11 protein-coding genes are annotated in these 16,299 nt (G+C 32.8%); 7 read left to right on the top strand and 4 right to left on the bottom strand.

The window, feature by feature from the left end; genetic code table 11:
* Nucleotides 1-78: 78 nt before the first annotated feature.
* Both AABL87_RS13535 and AABL87_RS13530 read right to left on the bottom strand, forming a co-directional pair.
* Nucleotides 79-1,398 (bottom strand): TolC family protein, encoded by a 1,320-nt coding sequence (locus AABL87_RS13535; protein ID WP_006265505.1) that lies wholly within the window; start codon nt 1,396-1,398, stop codon nt 79-81.
* Between the two features lie 91 nt (nt 1,399-1,489).
* Nucleotides 1,490-2,356: a helix-turn-helix domain-containing protein gene (locus AABL87_RS13530; protein WP_006265504.1), complete on the bottom strand. Its 867-nt coding sequence runs from the start codon at nt 2,354-2,356 to the stop codon at nt 1,490-1,492.
* Between the two features lie 248 nt (nt 2,357-2,604).
* On the opposite strand from AABL87_RS13530, the gene AABL87_RS13525 reads away from it, so the two are divergent.
* The 7 genes from AABL87_RS13525 to AABL87_RS13495 all read left to right on the top strand — a co-directional run bounded on the left by AABL87_RS13525 (nt 2,605) and on the right by AABL87_RS13495 (nt 13,930).
* Nucleotides 2,605-3,165 carry a sigma-70 family RNA polymerase sigma factor gene (locus AABL87_RS13525; protein ID WP_006261408.1) on the top strand — a complete coding sequence of 187 codons (561 nt, stop codon included), beginning with the start codon at nt 2,605-2,607 and terminating at the stop codon, nt 3,163-3,165.
* Between the two features lie 255 nt (nt 3,166-3,420).
* Nucleotides 3,421-4,341 (top strand): FecR family protein, encoded by a 921-nt coding sequence (locus tag AABL87_RS13520; protein ID WP_006265503.1) that lies wholly within the window; start codon nt 3,421-3,423, stop codon nt 4,339-4,341.
* Entirely contained in the window at nt 4,338-7,754 is a 3,417-nt protein-coding gene (locus AABL87_RS13515; protein WP_006265502.1) for a SusC/RagA family TonB-linked outer membrane protein, read from the top strand. The genes AABL87_RS13520 and AABL87_RS13515 overlap by 4 nt, the downstream gene beginning before the upstream one ends.
* A 10-nt stretch (nt 7,755-7,764) precedes the next feature.
* Nucleotides 7,765-9,441 carry a RagB/SusD family nutrient uptake outer membrane protein gene (locus tag AABL87_RS13510; RefSeq protein ID WP_006265501.1) on the top strand — a complete coding sequence of 559 codons (1,677 nt, stop codon included), beginning with the start codon at nt 7,765-7,767 and terminating at the stop codon, nt 9,439-9,441.
* Between the two features lie 20 nt (nt 9,442-9,461).
* On the top strand, nt 9,462-10,700 hold the full coding sequence (locus tag AABL87_RS13505) for a YdcF family protein (RefSeq protein ID WP_286382619.1): 1,239 nt from the start codon (nt 9,462-9,464) through the stop codon (nt 10,698-10,700).
* 1 nt (nt 10,701) lies between these two features.
* Nucleotides 10,702-12,732, top strand: a complete 2,031-nt coding sequence (locus AABL87_RS13500; RefSeq protein ID WP_006265499.1) for a glycoside hydrolase domain-containing protein — start codon at nt 10,702-10,704, stop codon at nt 12,730-12,732.
* On the top strand, nt 12,725-13,930 hold the full coding sequence (locus AABL87_RS13495; protein ID WP_006265498.1) for a Ca2+-dependent phosphoinositide-specific phospholipase C: 1,206 nt from the start codon (nt 12,725-12,727) through the stop codon (nt 13,928-13,930). Before AABL87_RS13500 ends, AABL87_RS13495 begins: the two co-directional genes overlap by 8 nt.
* Before the next feature lie 68 nt (nt 13,931-13,998).
* Here AABL87_RS13495 and AABL87_RS13490 read toward each other — a convergent pair whose 3' ends face one another.
* Nucleotides 13,999-15,180, bottom strand: a complete 1,182-nt coding sequence (locus AABL87_RS13490) for a multidrug effflux MFS transporter (RefSeq protein ID WP_006265496.1) — start codon at nt 15,178-15,180, stop codon at nt 13,999-14,001.
* Between the two features lie 66 nt (nt 15,181-15,246).
* Nucleotides 15,247-16,086, bottom strand: a complete 840-nt coding sequence (locus AABL87_RS13485; protein ID WP_006265495.1) for an AraC family transcriptional regulator — start codon at nt 16,084-16,086, stop codon at nt 15,247-15,249.
* Nucleotides 16,087-16,299: the final 213 nt, after the last annotated feature.

The raw sequence follows: 16,299 nt of genomic DNA, 5'->3' as shown, positions 1-16,299 counted from the left end.
TATTTATTCTCTACAATATTATCATATTCTCAGTTAGCAAATCTAAAGGTAATTCTTAATTAAATGCCCTGTAGGGCATTAAAGTGTTCCTGTTGACTTCAGTAAGTTATAGTATTGGTATAATACGTTTATTTCAGCATTGGCGTACTGTAGTTCGGCTTCTAATTTTGCATTAGTGGCATCTGTCATTTCAGCTTGTATAGCCAATTGGTTTAGGTATTTAGCCTCTATGATTTTGTAATTCTCCTGTGCGAGTTGTTGACTTTTCTTTAGCAGATTAGCATTCTGTATAGCCTCATCGTATTTGGTATAAGCTGCATTGACTCCCATTTCTAATTGTTGTTGTACAAGGGTAAATGTCTCTTCAGCTTTGTCTTTTTGAAGCTTTTCTAGTTTGACTTTTTTGGGTGTTTTATATAAATTGTCAATATTGTAAGTTAGTGATACCCCCACTTGCCAAGCGTTAGAATACATATCCATCACAGGATTAGTTGTTGTGATCGGACGACTAATATTATACCCACCTACTGCAGCTAGAGCAGGATACTTATCTGTATTGGCAATCTCTATCTTTTTTTGTGCCGCTTCGACTCCTTTTTCTACTCTTTGTATCATAGGATGTTGCGTATAGGCTAGATCTAGATAATAGTTATAATCCCCTTCTAGTGGTCTGTGTACAAGAGCTTCATTAGGCGTTATTTTAGTTGAGGTCGGCAGTCCTAGTGCGATCGCTAAATTATAGTTTAGAATCGATAGGTTATTATCTACACTTAATAGGGCTTGATCCATATTCTGAAGAACTAGCTCACCTCTGATTACTTCATTTCTAGTCATCATTCCTTCTTTATAATATCTATTGACATTCTCAAGGCGGATTTGGGCTAACCTTTTATTGTTTTGATAAACTTGCTCTTGATGAATCAGTTTATATACATCTAGGTAGTTAGAAATAACTAAGAGCTTAATGCTTTGTTGATCTTGTACAAGGTCTAGAGAAGCAAGCTGTTCGCCTATTTCAGCGAGTTCTATATTCTTATTAATCGCTCCCCCTTTAAATAGTAGTTCAGATGCCTGTACTGCATAGCTATTGCCAAAGTGAGGCATATCCTTCGTCATGACTTTACTGAAATCGCGGTCTAATATAAGCGCATCTCCTATATAAGAAGCATTGGCAGTAAAGGCAAGATTAGGAAGGCGTTGTTGTTTAATTAATTGGGTTTGTTGTTCGCTAATGTTTTTGTTTAAAGCAGTGACTTTTAATTGTTGATGATTTTGCATCGCTAAGTTCACCGCTTGTTCTATACTAAGTGTTTGGTCGCTTACTTGGCTATATATTGAAGTATATGAGAGTAGTAGTAAGCTTAATCCACAAAAGTATTTGTGAATATTTCTTTTCATTTTATTTGTACTTTATGCCGACAAAGTTAGCTCAGTAGTACATGGTATAAAATGATTAAGAATATCAAAAAAGATGTTTAAAAGTATTATTCTATAACTTAAACATCTTTCTATACTGAGTTGGGCTGGTGCCTTGATGTTTTTTAAAGAAGTGAGCGAAAGCATACTGATCACTAAATTGAAGTTTAGTGGCTAATTGTTTGATAGGCAAAGTAGTAGTAGATAACTGTGCTTTAGCTTCGTTAAATATAAACTCATTAATGATTTCTATAGGTGTTTTTCCAGAAGTTTCTTTAACGACTGTACTTAGGTGTCTAATAGAGAGTTGTAGTTTATCTGCGTAGAACTGAACAGACTTAGTCTCTAGGTAATAATCAGAGACTAGCATCACGAATTTATACGTGATCTTTTGCTGTGAGGTCATTTGATTAATAGAATCTTCACTTCTAGGCGTGGCTACGCTTACTAGGTGATAGAGGATGATATTAAAATAATTCTCTATAATATACTGAGCATATTCGATCTCGTCAAAGTGCTCCAGGTAATAACCCAGTGACTCTACATTAGTCCAGAAGATATCTAGTTCTTGTTTGCTGATGTGAAAATTGCGTTGTAACTGTGTTTTTAGATCGCGATATACCTTTAGGCGATGTAGCTTAAATGAAGCAGTCTCTAGAAAATTCCTGTCGTATCCTAATAGACGCAATTCCGCATCAGGAGAGATGTATAAGATTTCGTATACATACTTAACATCAATTAGAAAGATAGAGTTCTCTATGATTTCGAATTCATTAATCTGTTCTCTAATTCTAATTGTCCCTTGTTTGACAAATAAAAAAGAGGAGCGTATAGGCTTATAAGGGTGCCCAAAGTTGGCTTGATCAAAGATGCTTTGTTGATCGTAAATTCGTACTTGTATAAATGAAGAATTGGCTGTCTCTATATTTCCTTGAAGCATAAGGATGGTTTTATAGGTGCAAGGTAGGGAAAAAATAGGGAGTATGGACTTTATATGTAAGCAGAATACCTGCTAAGTGGGGGCATTCTTGTAGGAAGAAGCGATCTGAGGAGGAATGTGGGATTATTGGGAGGAAGGATGTGTAGAGTTTTCATTTAGTATTTATATAATATAATTTTTTGTTAATGATTATTTAATTCTTATTAATTGTGCAAGCTATACTTTAGCACCGATTAATTAGACATAATATGGCACTATCAAGAGATCAATGGGTTGATATTAACTACTATAAGTATTGGGATATATTGTATTATCTCTCTTGTAATATTACGAGAGATAAGGATCTGTCTGCTGATATAGTTCAAGATGTTTTTGTGAATATATGGAATAATTACAGTAATTTGATAATCGATAATTCTAAAGCTTACTTAATACAATCCGTTCGTAATAAAAGTTTAAAAGCTATTAGTACAACTAATTTTAATACTGTTCAGCTAGAAGAGGTATATAATGTATTAGTAGATAATGAAATATTAAGTAAAGAAGAAGAAATAATGTTCAAGGAACAATTAGTTAATATGATATATAGTAAGGCTCAAGAAGTACTACCAGAGAAGTGTTATCAAATATTTGTTCTTCGATATAGTAATAAATTGAGTTATAAAGAAATCGCATTAAAACTTGGGATATCAGAAAGTACTGTAGATAATCAAATTAATAAAGCTTTAAAAAGTATTAAGAGTTCTTTACCTTATTCAATAGACTATATTATTGTGATAGGTTATTTGATGGGGGTAACCCAGAATTAGTACTAATTAAATACTGTAAAGTGATTTTGCTTCATAACTTTTCTCTTAGTTCTAAAACTATATTAGAGTATGCAGGGGGGTACTTATTTAAGCGTCTTTTTTATAATTGTTTTTGTTTATCAGTTTATACTTTGTTCTGAGTTAAAAGCAATGTTATCTAAGTGTTACTCATATTAAGAATGAGTTAAGCGTTTGTTTTTGCATAGGGAGTTATAATAATAGAGGACTCTTACTTATGTAAGACAATCTTAAATTATGCAAAATAAGTTTAAACATTTTTTAAATAAATATTTACTTGGTACATCTGACTTAACAGAAAAAAAAGTTGTGGAAGACTTTTCTGATAATTTACAGAAAAGACCATTAATAGAATTAAAGATAATTCAAGAGAATAGCAAACTGAGAAGCTCTATATACAATAGTATAAAGTATAAAACTAGAGAAAGAAAGAGAAGAAAGAATTATAGATTATTATCAATAGGTTTTTCACTCTTATTAGTGGTAGGTTTAACAATTTATCAGAAGAATATTTCTGTTAATAATCAAGAATTAACATACACTACTTCTAGTGAGTTAGCTAAACATATTATTCTATCAGATGGTACTGCTGTAACACTAAGTAGTAACTCTACATTAATTGTGTCAAATGAGTTTAATCAATCAAGTAGAGAGATTAAATTAATAGGAGAGGCTTATTTTCAAGTTGCTAAAGATGCCTCAAGACCTTTTATTATTTCGTCAGATAATTTTGAGACACAAGTTTTAGGAACTTCTTTTTGGGTGAAACGAAATATAGTAGAAGTCTCTACAGGACGAGTAAAGGTTAGTAACTTGTTAGATAGGGAAAACTATGTCATTTTAACTGCTGAGCAAAAGGCCTTACTAAAAGACCATAGATTATATAAAAACACCATAGACGTGTTTTCTTGTATCTCTTCTACATCATCTTATCTTATGATGAACAACATCACTCTTACACAGTGGAAACAAATAATAGAAAAAGAGTTTGATATCCAGATACACTTCCTGGAAGATATTATTTCAACAAAAGAATTTATTCAAGCAGATTTTAGAAACTCTACTCTAGCAGATATTGTTCAGAGTGTCAGCTATATGTATGATTTTGATTATAAGTATGAAAATAAAAATATAATTATTAATAACACCAAGAAATGAGATTAAATTACTATTACCGGTTACGAGTAGAGACATATCTTTTTTGTCTTTCTTTATTAAGTACAGGCGTTTATGCTACTAATCAGACAATTTCTGATAAGGTAGGTGTCCATGTCTATGTAAGTAATACTTCAGAAACAGTGAAGAGCTTATTTGAAAAAATAGAAGCACAAACTGCTTACAAAGTAGTTTATTCTCCTTCGACATTAAATACCTCTATTGCTCTTAGATTTACTAGTAAAGAACGTGAATTAGAGAAGTTGTTAGAGGATATTGCCTTAAGAACAGGATCTACATATAATATATCAGATAAATTTATCACTTTTAAATCACAATATGTTATTCCTAAGGGAAATAAGGTTAGTACAGGTCAGCAAAGTAATAAGACTGTTGTGAAAGGGGTAGTTAAAGATATTCATGGACTAGTACTTCCTGGGGCGACTGTAAAAATAAAAGATTCTACAGAGGCTGTAGCTACTGATCTAGACGGTAGTTTTATGTTAGAAGTAGCCCATAATAAACCGATCATATTAGTAATAGAGTATATAGGATATGATACTAAAGAAATTAAGGTAGAAAATCCAGAATATACTTCTATAGTCTTAGAAGAAGATGCTCGTAGTTTAGAAGAAATTGTGATCACTGGTTATACAACAGAGAGCAAGCGAAATATTACTGCTGCTATTTCTACTATTAATGTAGATGGTATTAAGGATGTTCCTAAGGCGGATGTAGCCGAGATGTTACAAGGTAGAGCTTCAGGGGTACAAGTTATGAGTGATAATAGCCCAGGTGGAGGAAACTCTATTCGGATAAGGGGATTCAGTACTATTAATAATAATGAGCCATTAGTAATCGTAGATGGAGTACCTGTAGCTAATGGGTTGAATTCGATTAATAGTAATGATATAGCTTCAATGCAAGTATTAAAAGATGCTGCTTCATCTTCTATTTATGGTTCTAGAGCAGCTAATGGAGTGATTTTAATTACAACAAAGTCAGGAGGTAGAAGTGAAAAGATATCTATAGATGTAAGTAGTTTTACAGGTGTTCAAAGTGCTTTTAACCTACCTAAGATGCTTGATGCTCAGGAATATGGAGATATGTTATGGCAAGCTTATAAAAATGATGGTGTTGCTCCTAAACATGATATTTATGGAAATAATCCTACTGGGGCGACTATACCTCTTTATTTAAATAAAGATAAAACTATTAAAAGTGGTAATGTAGATTGGGTTAAAGAAATATTTAATCCTGCTACGATTCAATCTCACAATATATCATTAGCAAAAGGAGGGGAATACTCTAGTCAACTTTTTTCGTTAGGGTACTTTGATCAACAGGGAATAATAAAAGACACTTATTTTAAGAGATTCTCAGGCCGCTTTAATTCAGATTATAGATTCTTTGATGGGATCTTGACAATAGGGGAGAATCTTAATGCCTCATATACAGAAAATGTTGGTATCGGTACTAATGCCGCATTAGGGTCAATAGTATATAATGCATTTATGTATCCTTCTATAGTACCTGTTTATAATGAGTTAGGAGAGTTCTCAGGGAATCCATTAAATGATATTCAAAATCCTAGAGGACGTTTAGATCGAAATAAAAATAATAAAACAAAAGAGCTGAGACTATTAGGTAATTTATTCGGAGAGTTAAACCTAAGTGATTTTACCTTTAGGTCGTCTATAGGGCTTGATTATGTAAATATTAATGGAAGGAACTTTTCACCAAAGTTTAATGAAATATTAGTTATTAATCCAGTTAATTCACTTTCTACTAGAAATTCGTTTAATTATCAATTTACTTTTACTAATACACTTAGTTATAAAAAACAATTAGGCAATCATAATTTTGATGTATTATTAGGACAAGAAGCAGTTGAGTATTACTATGAAGGGTTCTCTGCTTCAAGACAGAACTTTATGTACGAAGATCCTAATTATTGGTTTTTAGATTATGGTACAGCCAATCAACTAAATGGAGGTAACGCTAATGGGTGGTCATTAAATTCCTTCTTTGGTAAAGTTCATTATAATTATGATGGAAAGTATATTGTATCTGCTACAATGCGTAGAGATGGAACTTCGCGATTAGCTAATCATAAATGGGATACTTTTCCTGCTGTTTCACTTGGTTGGAGGATAGATAAAGAAGAGTTTTTTGATTTAGGAGATACTTTTACTTCATTTTTACTTCGTGGTGGCTGGGGAGTTACAGGAAATCAGCAGGTACCCTCTTATTCTACTATAAAAAGTTATTCTAGTAATAGTTACAATTCAAATTATGATATTAATGGAGGACAGTCATCTGTTGAGACAGGTTTGATTCAATCTAGAGTACCTAATCCAGAATTAAAATGGGAAACTACTACACAGAGTTCTTTAGGAGTTGATTTAGGCTTTTTTAATGATAAACTAAATGTAACAGCAGATATCTATGACAAGAAAACAAAAGATATTTTGGTCTATAAATCTTTGCCTTTGACTTATGGTGGTACTAATGATGGACAATGGGTAAATGACGGAGAGATGACAAATAGAGGTTTAGAATTAAATCTATCTTATCAAGATAATATAAAGGATCTTCACTATAATATTAATTTCAATTTTACAACTTATAAAAATGAATTGACAGCATTAAACTCTGTTAATTATCTAGGTATACCTTCTTCATCTTTACACAGTGTAAATTTTGGACAAGAAATTTCTAGATCTGCTATAGGTCAACCAATAGGCTCATTCTTTGGTTATGTTAATGATGGAATATTTAAAAGTCAACAGCAGATCGATCAGTATAAATTACAACCTAATGCAAAACCAGGTGATTTAATCTTTAGAGATGTAAATAATGATGGTGTAATAGATGACAATGATAGAACATTTATAGGTTCTCCTCACCCTGATTTTATTCTTGGCTTTAATGTAGATTTAAAATATAAAGGGTTTGATTTAAGTATGTTTTTTAATGGAAGTTTTGGCAATAAGATTTATAACTTAACAAAATATAACTCTCATTTCTTTAATCAATCAGCTTATAATAAGTCTTCTGATGTATTAGGGGCATGGACACCTGACAATCCGAATGCTTCTATACCAAGATTATCATTAGATGATACTAATAACAATATACGCCCTTCATCTTATTATGTGGAGAATGGCTCATATTTCAAGTTAAATAATTTACAACTAGGTTACTCTTTTGGAGAAAAACTTCATAAAAAGCTGAAAATGAGAGTTTATCTACAAGCAACAAATGTATTTACGATTACTAACTATAGTGGATTAACTCCAGAAGTGGGACTACAAAGTTATTCTAAGAGTAATAAAAATTTAGATATAGGTATTGATCGTGGGCTTTATCCACCTGCACGTACTTTCTCTATGGGATTAAGTATTAATTATTAAAATACAAGTAATGAAAAGATATATTTCAAATAAAACATATAAGATACTATTTGTCACAACTATTATGGCAGGTGTAATGAGTTCATGTTCTAAAGACTTTTTAGACGAAACTACTTATGGAGAAGTATCACCAGACAAGATGACAGATCCTAAGAATGTGGAAAGAGTAATTATAGGGGCTTATAAGATGCTGAATGGACAGATGGATAATGCTTCAAATGCAATGAATTCTCCAGCGTCTAATTGGAGTTTTGGAGATGTGACTTCTGATGATGCATATAAAGGAGGTGGAGGTACTGGTGATCAAGGGCAAATCCACAGAATGGAGTTATACCAGACAGACCCAACAGTAATAGATATAGAAAGAAAGTGGAGTGCATTATATGAAGGTATTAAAAGGGTAAATGACGCTCTACGATTATTAAATCAATCAGTAGCATTTGATCCTGAACTAAAGAAGCAGAGACAGGGAGAATTATTCTTTCTTAGAGGACATTACTACTTTGAATTAAAGAAGATTTACAATAGAATTCCTTATATAGATGAAAAAGTTGTTAACGTAGAGGATTATAATCGATCAAATGTAGAGTTTACTTCTGAACAGTTATGGCAAAAAATAGCAACAGATTTTGATAATGCATCAAAAGTATTGCCTTCTAAGCAAGCACAAATAGGAAGACCTACTAGCATTGCTGCTAAAGCTTATCTGATGAAGACAATGATATATCAAAAGAAATGGCAAGAGGCTTATACAATCTCAGAAGAGGTGATGTCAAGTCAATATAAACTTCTGTCTAATTTTGAAGATGTGTTTTTACCAGAAAATGACAATAGTTCAGAAGTAATATTTGCAGTACAACATTCTATTAATGATGGTGATCCTAATAACTATAATGGAAGTATAGGAGATCGTCTTACAGCTCCAGGAGGCCCTTTTTATCCTCAGTATGGTTTTCATAGACCTTCTCAAAATCTAGTTAATGCTTTTAAGACAGATGCTAACGGATTACCTGTAAAAGATAATGTAGATGTAAACAGTCAAGATTTCGTAGATCCAAGATTAGATTATACCATAGGTAGACCAGGTATAACATATAAAGATTTAGGAGTGACATATGATGCATCTTGGGCAAGGGATGTAGCTACTTATGGAGTATATGCACCAAAGAAACGTATAGTTTCTGCTAAATCACCTTATTATGGCGCAACTTGGCCTTATGTTTCTGCGTTGAATTATTATATTATTCGTTATGCAGAAGTAATGTTATGGAAGGCGGAAGCAGCTGTAGAGTTAGGTAAATTAGAAGAAGCTCGAAGTATCGTAAATGCGATTAGAAATAGAGCAAAAGAGTCAAAGTATGTGATGGCTTTAGATGGTAAGTCATACGCTGCTAATTATAAAATAGGCTTGTATAATGATAGCTGGAGTGATGTAAACAAGGCTAGAGAGGCTGTACAATTAGAGAGTAGATTAGAGTTGGCGATGGAAGGAGAACGATTCTTTAATTTAGTGCGTTGGGGGATAGCAGATAAGGTCATTAATCAAGAGTATCTAGAAGCAGAGAAACATAAACGTTCATTTTTGACAAATGCTCATTTTACTAAAGGAAAGAATGAATATTTTCCTATTCCACAAAGATATGTAGATGGGGCTACTTCTAAAGTTGAACAAAATCCTAATTATTAATATTAAGTAATATAAAAAAAATGAGAAAAATAGTAGTAGGTTTTTTACTCGCTGTATGTACTTTTTCTTTCGGACAACGTGGTGATAATAAAAGTGTAACATTGTTAAGAAATAGTAATTTTTATTTTTTAGATCAGCTTTCTAAACAACCTAGTCTTGTTAAGTTGCTCAATGATAATAAGACTTTTACAGAAATAAAACATAATAGATTAGATCTAATAAGTAAGTTAGTAAATGGTGAAACTTTTCCTAAGAGCGAAGAATTGGTTCATTCTTATATTTTTACAGACGATCAGATAAAAAGTATCTCTGATGAGTTAGTTGCTTTAAATAATAAGGAGAAGAAAGTAGAAACTTTTTTTGAAGAATTAAAGCAGTCTAAAAAATACATTAATTACAATGAGATGAATCAGAAAGATTTTATCTCTAATGTAGTGAAGTTAAACTTTAGTGGATTAAATCATACCTTAAAAGTATATGGATTAGGAGAGAAGCCTTTTTATCCAAACATTGATTCAGTATCTTATGATAAGAATTCACGCTATTTTAAAAGTGCTATTTTATTTTGGGCAAAGCATTTAGCAAATGAATCAGATTATTCTAAGGCGAGCTTCTTTGAACCAATGTTGGATTATGGACTGTATTTGATGTATATGAACCACAGGGATGAAGGTATTAGATATGAGCCTCTAGTTGCATTGTATAATAAGAGCGCTATAGAATATGTTAAACGCATTGATTTTAAAAAGTATGAATACAATGCATTAATCGTCTTAGGGGATGGACCAGAGAATTATAGAGATCCTTTGGGGGCGTTAGGAAAATTGAATCTAAAATTAGCAGTAGAACAGTATAGACAGGGTAAGGCGCCTTTTATTATTGTTTCAGGTGGACACGTACACCCAAATCGTACAGAGACTTGTGAAGCTATAGAAATGAAAAAAGAATTAATAGGGTTATATAATATCCCGGAAGAGGTAATTATTGTAGAACCTTATGCTAGACATACGACTACTAATCTTAGAAATGCTACTCGTTTAATGATAGAGTACGGTTTTGATATTAAACAAAAAAGTATGATTGTCTCTTATGAGTTACACACAAAATCAATAGCAGATAAGAAGTTCTTAGAACGTTTTATGCGTGAATTAGGTTATTTACCAGGAAAAATAGTTAAGCAGAAAAAAGGAGAGTTATTAGACTTTTATCCATCGGAATTACTATTACAAATAAATCCTTTAGAGCCGTTAGATCCATAAGATGAGGAAGTTTCTTATTTTATTGCTTATAGCAACTCAATGTGGTTATGGACAAAAAAGTAAATTACGTGATAAAGTGAATGTTTTTTTAGGAACTTCAGGGGATTATGGACAGTTATCTCCTGGAGCTTCTTTTCCATTTAGTATGCTATGTATTTCTCCAGAGACATATCCTTATAATCATACAGGATATGATAATAGAGCAAAACAATTTGAAGGTGTAACTCATACTAGACTTCAGGGAGTGGGATGTAAGGGAAGTGGAGGTAATATTCTGATCAAACCAATTATAGGAAGTAATATTGGAACGGAGTTAATCAAAGAGAGAGAAAAGGGAATGCCTGGTTACTACAAGGTGGAATTTATAAACAACATTAAGGCTGATTTTACTGTAGGGCATAATTATGGAGTGCATCGATATTCCTTCCCTAATAATGGGCAACTATTTGTGGATTTATCTAGTGCTACTAATGATGCTTTTATCAGTGCTGAATATGAAGTATCTAATCAGGTTATTCAGGGAAAGATTAGTTCTAAAACAACATGCTCTGCTGGGATATATCATTTTTATTTTAGTATAGATTTAGGAAATGGAGCCATCTTAAGAAAGGTAGGAGAATATCAATTTATCGTTGATTTTCCCTCTTCTAAAGTCGAATTACAGATTGGTTTTTCATCTGTTTCAGAACACTATGCAAAGAGCAGAATAGCAATGGGGCAAAGTTTTGATTTAACAAGAACTTTAGCTACAGAGCGATGGAATGAATTATTATCTGTTGTTGAGGTTAGTGATAAGGATGATGAGAGGGTAAAGCTTTTTTATTCTTTGCTTTACAGGACTCTTCAGGCGCCTTATCTGATATCTGAAGCAGATGGGACTTATAGAACAATTAGTGGTGAGGTGAAAAAAGCTGATTTTAATGTATATCATGGTTGGGCGCTATGGGATAATTATAGAGAAGTTATTCCTATGTATTCTATATTATATCCTGAAGTGTATAAAGATGTAGTTCACTCTATTGCTAATATGTATCCATACGGCAAAAAAGACTTCTCTACACTCAATGAACCTGGTCCTACAGTGAGGACAGAGCACGCTTTAGTTGTTTTGGCTGATGCAGTGAATAAAGGATATCAGTTACCTATAGATTCCATTAAGGAGTACCTTGTTAAGGAAGCTGAGCAACTTGATTTTTCTTCTCCTGATAAGACATTAGAATCATCTTATGATTATTGGGCATTGAGTGAAATATTTAAAAGTATTCAAGATACTGTATCTGCAAACTATTATTTAGAAAAAGCAAAAGAGTATAAGAAATATTGGCTAAAGGATTTTAAGGATATTCAGATTCACGATGTGGATAAAATGCAAGCAAGAGGATTATATCAAGGAACTATCTGGCAATATAGATGGTTAGTACCTTATGATATAAAAGGCTTAATTAGTCTTATAGGTTCTGAAAAAGAGTTTGAAGACCAATTAGATACCTTTTTTGAAGGTCATTATTATAATCACGCCAATCAGCCAGATCTTCAGGTGTCTAGTTTGTACAATGCTACTAGAAGTGTTCATAAGAGTCAGAAATTGATCCATGATTTACTACTAGGAGAGAGTATTCAGTTCTACTTTAACGATAATAGTAAAGGAATTGATCCTTACATCGGGAGGATTTATAAGAATGCATCTCAAGCTTTTTTACGGACTATGGATGATGATTTAGGGACAATGTCAGCATGGTTTGTTTTAAGGAGTTTAGGATTCAGCGCTGCTAATGTGGGGTCGGATACTTTTTATCTCAATGCTCCTATTTTTGAAAAAACAATCATACGCAATAATTTGGTAATTAGTAATAAAGAAAGAAGCTCTTATATACAAGAGGTAGCGTATAATAATAAGGATTATCAAAGGAACTATATTACTTATAAAGAATTTTTGAAGGCATCAAAAATCATATTCAAAACAAGTGATGAACCTAATAAACAATGGCCGTCAGAACCATTGTGGATTTCAAATATAAAAGAAGATGAATAGAAATATAAAGTTAAGTAGTATTCTGTTAGGTATACTATTACCTATAGTGATGTATGGGCAAATAAATTTACCTAGTGATTTACGCATTAATCAGATTCAAGTTTTAGGTACACATAATAGTTATGCAGAACCAGTAGATCCTAATCTCCTTGATTATGTATCTAAAATTGTAGATCAGTCAAAAGGGAAGTTATTAGAGGGAATGAGTAAAGAGCAGTTAGACTTTTTTAAAGAGTATCACCCTAATGAAATTAGTTTTAAGGAGAGTTTGTTTTATGAGCACCCAAGCTTTGAGATTCAGTTAGACAGTGGATTGAGAAGTTTGGAACTAGATGTGTATTATGATTCAACAGGCAATAGATATACAAATCCAGCAGGCTATGAATATTTAAAAACAGTAGGAGTGAAGCAGCTAGCAAAGCATAACATAACAGATTTAGATAAGCCTGGATTTAAAGTTTTGCATATGGCAGATGTAGATTTTAGGTCTAAATATCCAACGTTAAAATTAGCATTACAAAGTATAAAAAAATGGTCTGATCAGCATGTAGATCACATCCCTTTATTTATCATGATTGAAGCAAAAGATTCAAATTGGCCTTTGTTTAAGAATCCAACAGAAGTATTGAAATATGATGAATATGCATTTGACCTATTAGATCAAGAGATTGTTGATATTATAGGTAGAGAGAAGTTGATTACACCTGATGATTTAAGAGGAAATTATAAAACGCTTAAAGAGGCTGTGGCTAATCATAACTGGCCACTAGTATCTCAGTCTAAAGGGAAACTGTTGTTTATGTTATTACCTTCTACAGGAGGGGTAAATCAAGGTGAGTCCGCTTATGTACACAATCGTCCAAATTTAGAAGGTAGAATAATGTTTGTACAGTCTAAACCAACGGATACTTATGGTGTGTTTTTACTCTTAGATAATGCTATTGTACGCCAAGAGGATATAAAAGAATACGTGACTAAAGGTTATCTTGTGAGAACTAGATCAGATATAGATACGTATGAAGCGAAAGTCAATGATCATACTCGTGCCAAAGCTGCTTTTTCTAGTGGTGCTCAAGTTATATCAACAGACTTCTTCTCTAAAGTTTACAACCCTTATCGATCAGGATATTTTGTAGAGCTGCCAGATAATCTTAAGCAGATTAGGATAAACCCAGTAAATTATAAAAAAAGTAATTAGTATAATATAATTTTAATACAAAAAGCCTTGTAACTTACAGTCACAAGGCTTTTTGTATTAAAATTATATTATTCAGCTTGTTTCTCTTTAATCAGATAACACCCTAAATACAATACATGACAGGCAAGTAATGAATAGGCTGTTAATGTCATGATATCTGCAGGAATTAGATTCGTTACTGCTGATATAATAAAGGTTAGCAACAACTGTAATGTACCTAATAGAGCTGACGCAGATCCACTATTAGTAGTGAACGGTGCTAAGGCTAATTTAGTAGTTGTAGGGAATAGTACTCCAAGAGTTAGTACAATGAAGAACAACGGAACTAATAAGGCCTCAATAGGTTCTTTTAGTACACACATTACTAAGAAGGCTATTGTCCAAGCAATACCAAAATAGACAGTGTATTTTACGACTTGTTCTACAGTCCACCAACGTGACAATACAGAGTTAGCCAGCCACGCACCAAGGATTAATCCAATGGCATTAAAAGCAAATATACCACTAAACATATCTGAAGACATTCCTCCATACTCCATAATAAGGTAAGGGGCATTGGCTAGGTAGATCATTAAGATACTATAGGTTAAACTTCCGATTAATGTATATTTGACAAAGACATTATTTTGTACTATTTCTTTAAAGTCTGCCATAAGGTTAACATCTCTTTTCTCAGTTACAATACGCGTTTCAGGCAAGAAGAAGATAACAGCTAATAGGCAGATGATACCTAATATCACTAAGGTAACGAAAGTAGATTGCCATACGAAATGACTAATCAGAAAGTTACCAGCGATAGGACCTACGATAGGTGCTACTCCTGCTATGATAGCTAGTAGAGAGAAGACATTCATACTTTGGTCAGCAGAGTAGTATTCATTCACTACGGCACGAGCGATAACTACCCCTGCACACCCTGCAAAAGCTTGAAAGAATCGAGCTGCCCAGAACTGTTCTATGGTCTCTGCATAGATACAGGCTACTGATGCTAGAATAAAGATGATTAAAGAGGCAATAGTCGGAAGTTTACGACCATAGCGATCAGAGATAATTCCCCAAAATAGCTGTCCTGCTGCGAATCCTCCTAAAAAGAAAGAAAGGGACAACTGTACATTTTTTAGATCTGTATTAAAGGTCTGTGAGATTTTTAAGAAACCAGGTAAGTACAGATCTATACTAAAAGGTTCGATAGCAGATAGTAATGATAAAATAATCACGACTATAAACTGAGCTTTTGTTAACTTATTCATATTGATATTTTGATGGGGCAAAAGTAAACCTGTTGATTCACTTAGACCTTGGCAAAACAAGTACTCTTATTGGACTTTTTTCACATTTTCTCTAAAAGCTAATGGAGCCAAACCTGTACTTTTTTTAAAGAAGCGGTTAAAATAGTTGACCTCACTAAAGCCTAATTCGGCTGAAATCTCTTGGATATTCAAGTCAGCATATCCTATTAGCCTCTTTGCTTCTAGAAGTATTCTGTTGTGAATATGTTGATTAAGGGTATAGTCAGTAGCCTTTATTACCAGTTCATTCATTCGTTTTACAGACAGAGCTATTTTATCTGCATAAAAGGAAGTAGGGTAGTGTGCTGTATAGTGTTCTTCTACCAGTTCAAGCAGTTTTAATACACGTGTATCCATTAGAGGATTGTCCTGTGATAGCTCTTTTAAGCCTTGAATATGGGAAATATAGATATTGAGGTACTTCTCTAGTATATAAGTTCGTTTCTGTGTATCCCATTCTTGTTGGAATAAAAACATGATTGCTTTAAAGACTTCTTTTTTATCTTCTGATAACTCAAACCATAAGGGAGGATTAAATCTAAACTTGTGCTCGTTAAATTCTTTGGCGAGAATGCGGTTAAAGAAATCCTTATTGACAGAGATAAAATATCCCTTTACCCCGTCGGGATTAATATTGTGCATTTGCCCGGGATAGATGACCCATATCTGATCATCAGAGATAGGGTAGGACTCAAAGTCAACTTTCTGTGTTGTCTCCTTGGTTTGGGTAAACCAGTAGATCTGATAGAAGTTACATTGATAGTGGTAATCAAAGTTGAATAGATGACTATTGTCTTCTAGCATAAAGAATTCAATAGGTACATCTTGATCAAATTGTTTGGCTTTAATTACCTTGTGTGTAGACATCTTAGATTAATTAGGGCGTAAAGGTAGTTTATTTTGCCTAGTTGTAATTTAAAAGTGTTTTAAGAATGTGTTTATATTGTATAAACAGTTGATTGTAAAGAGACATTCTTTAAAAAATATAATATATACATCTGTTTTTTGGGTAAGTATCTGTTTTATAGGTTATATTTACATATAAGCGGTGTATTAAGTGGTATAAATAAGGCTAGTAAA

This window comes from Myroides sp. C4067 (genome assembly GCF_038039665.1).
Lineage (GTDB): Bacteria > Bacteroidota > Bacteroidia > Flavobacteriales > Flavobacteriaceae > Flavobacterium > Flavobacterium odoratimimum.
This window is presented reverse-complemented; position numbering and strand designations above follow the sequence as displayed.

What these genes read in the sequence shown, in the direction of transcription:
- AABL87_RS13505 (WP_286382619.1), top strand. Translation starts at nt 9,462, where the DNA reads ATGAGAAAAATAGTAGTAGGTTTTTTACTCGCTGTATGTACTTTTTCT.
- AABL87_RS13525 (WP_006261408.1), top strand. Translation starts at nt 2,605, where the DNA reads ATGGCACTATCAAGAGATCAATGGGTTGATATTAACTACTATAAGTAT.
- AABL87_RS13510 (WP_006265501.1), top strand. Translation starts at nt 7,765, where the DNA reads ATGAAAAGATATATTTCAAATAAAACATATAAGATACTATTTGTCACA.
- AABL87_RS13500 (WP_006265499.1), top strand. Translation starts at nt 10,702, where the DNA reads ATGAGGAAGTTTCTTATTTTATTGCTTATAGCAACTCAATGTGGTTAT.
- AABL87_RS13520 (WP_006265503.1), top strand. Translation starts at nt 3,421, where the DNA reads ATGCAAAATAAGTTTAAACATTTTTTAAATAAATATTTACTTGGTACA.
- AABL87_RS13515 (WP_006265502.1), top strand. Translation starts at nt 4,338, where the DNA reads ATGAGATTAAATTACTATTACCGGTTACGAGTAGAGACATATCTTTTT.
- AABL87_RS13535 (WP_006265505.1), bottom strand. Translation starts at nt 1,398, where the DNA reads ATGAAAAGAAATATTCACAAATACTTTTGTGGATTAAGCTTACTACTA.
- AABL87_RS13495 (WP_006265498.1), top strand. Translation starts at nt 12,725, where the DNA reads ATGAATAGAAATATAAAGTTAAGTAGTATTCTGTTAGGTATACTATTA.
- AABL87_RS13530 (WP_006265504.1), bottom strand. Translation starts at nt 2,356, where the DNA reads ATGCTTCAAGGAAATATAGAGACAGCCAATTCTTCATTTATACAAGTA.
- AABL87_RS13490 (WP_006265496.1), bottom strand. Translation starts at nt 15,180, where the DNA reads ATGAATAAGTTAACAAAAGCTCAGTTTATAGTCGTGATTATTTTATCA.
- AABL87_RS13485 (WP_006265495.1), bottom strand. Translation starts at nt 16,086, where the DNA reads ATGTCTACACACAAGGTAATTAAAGCCAAACAATTTGATCAAGATGTA.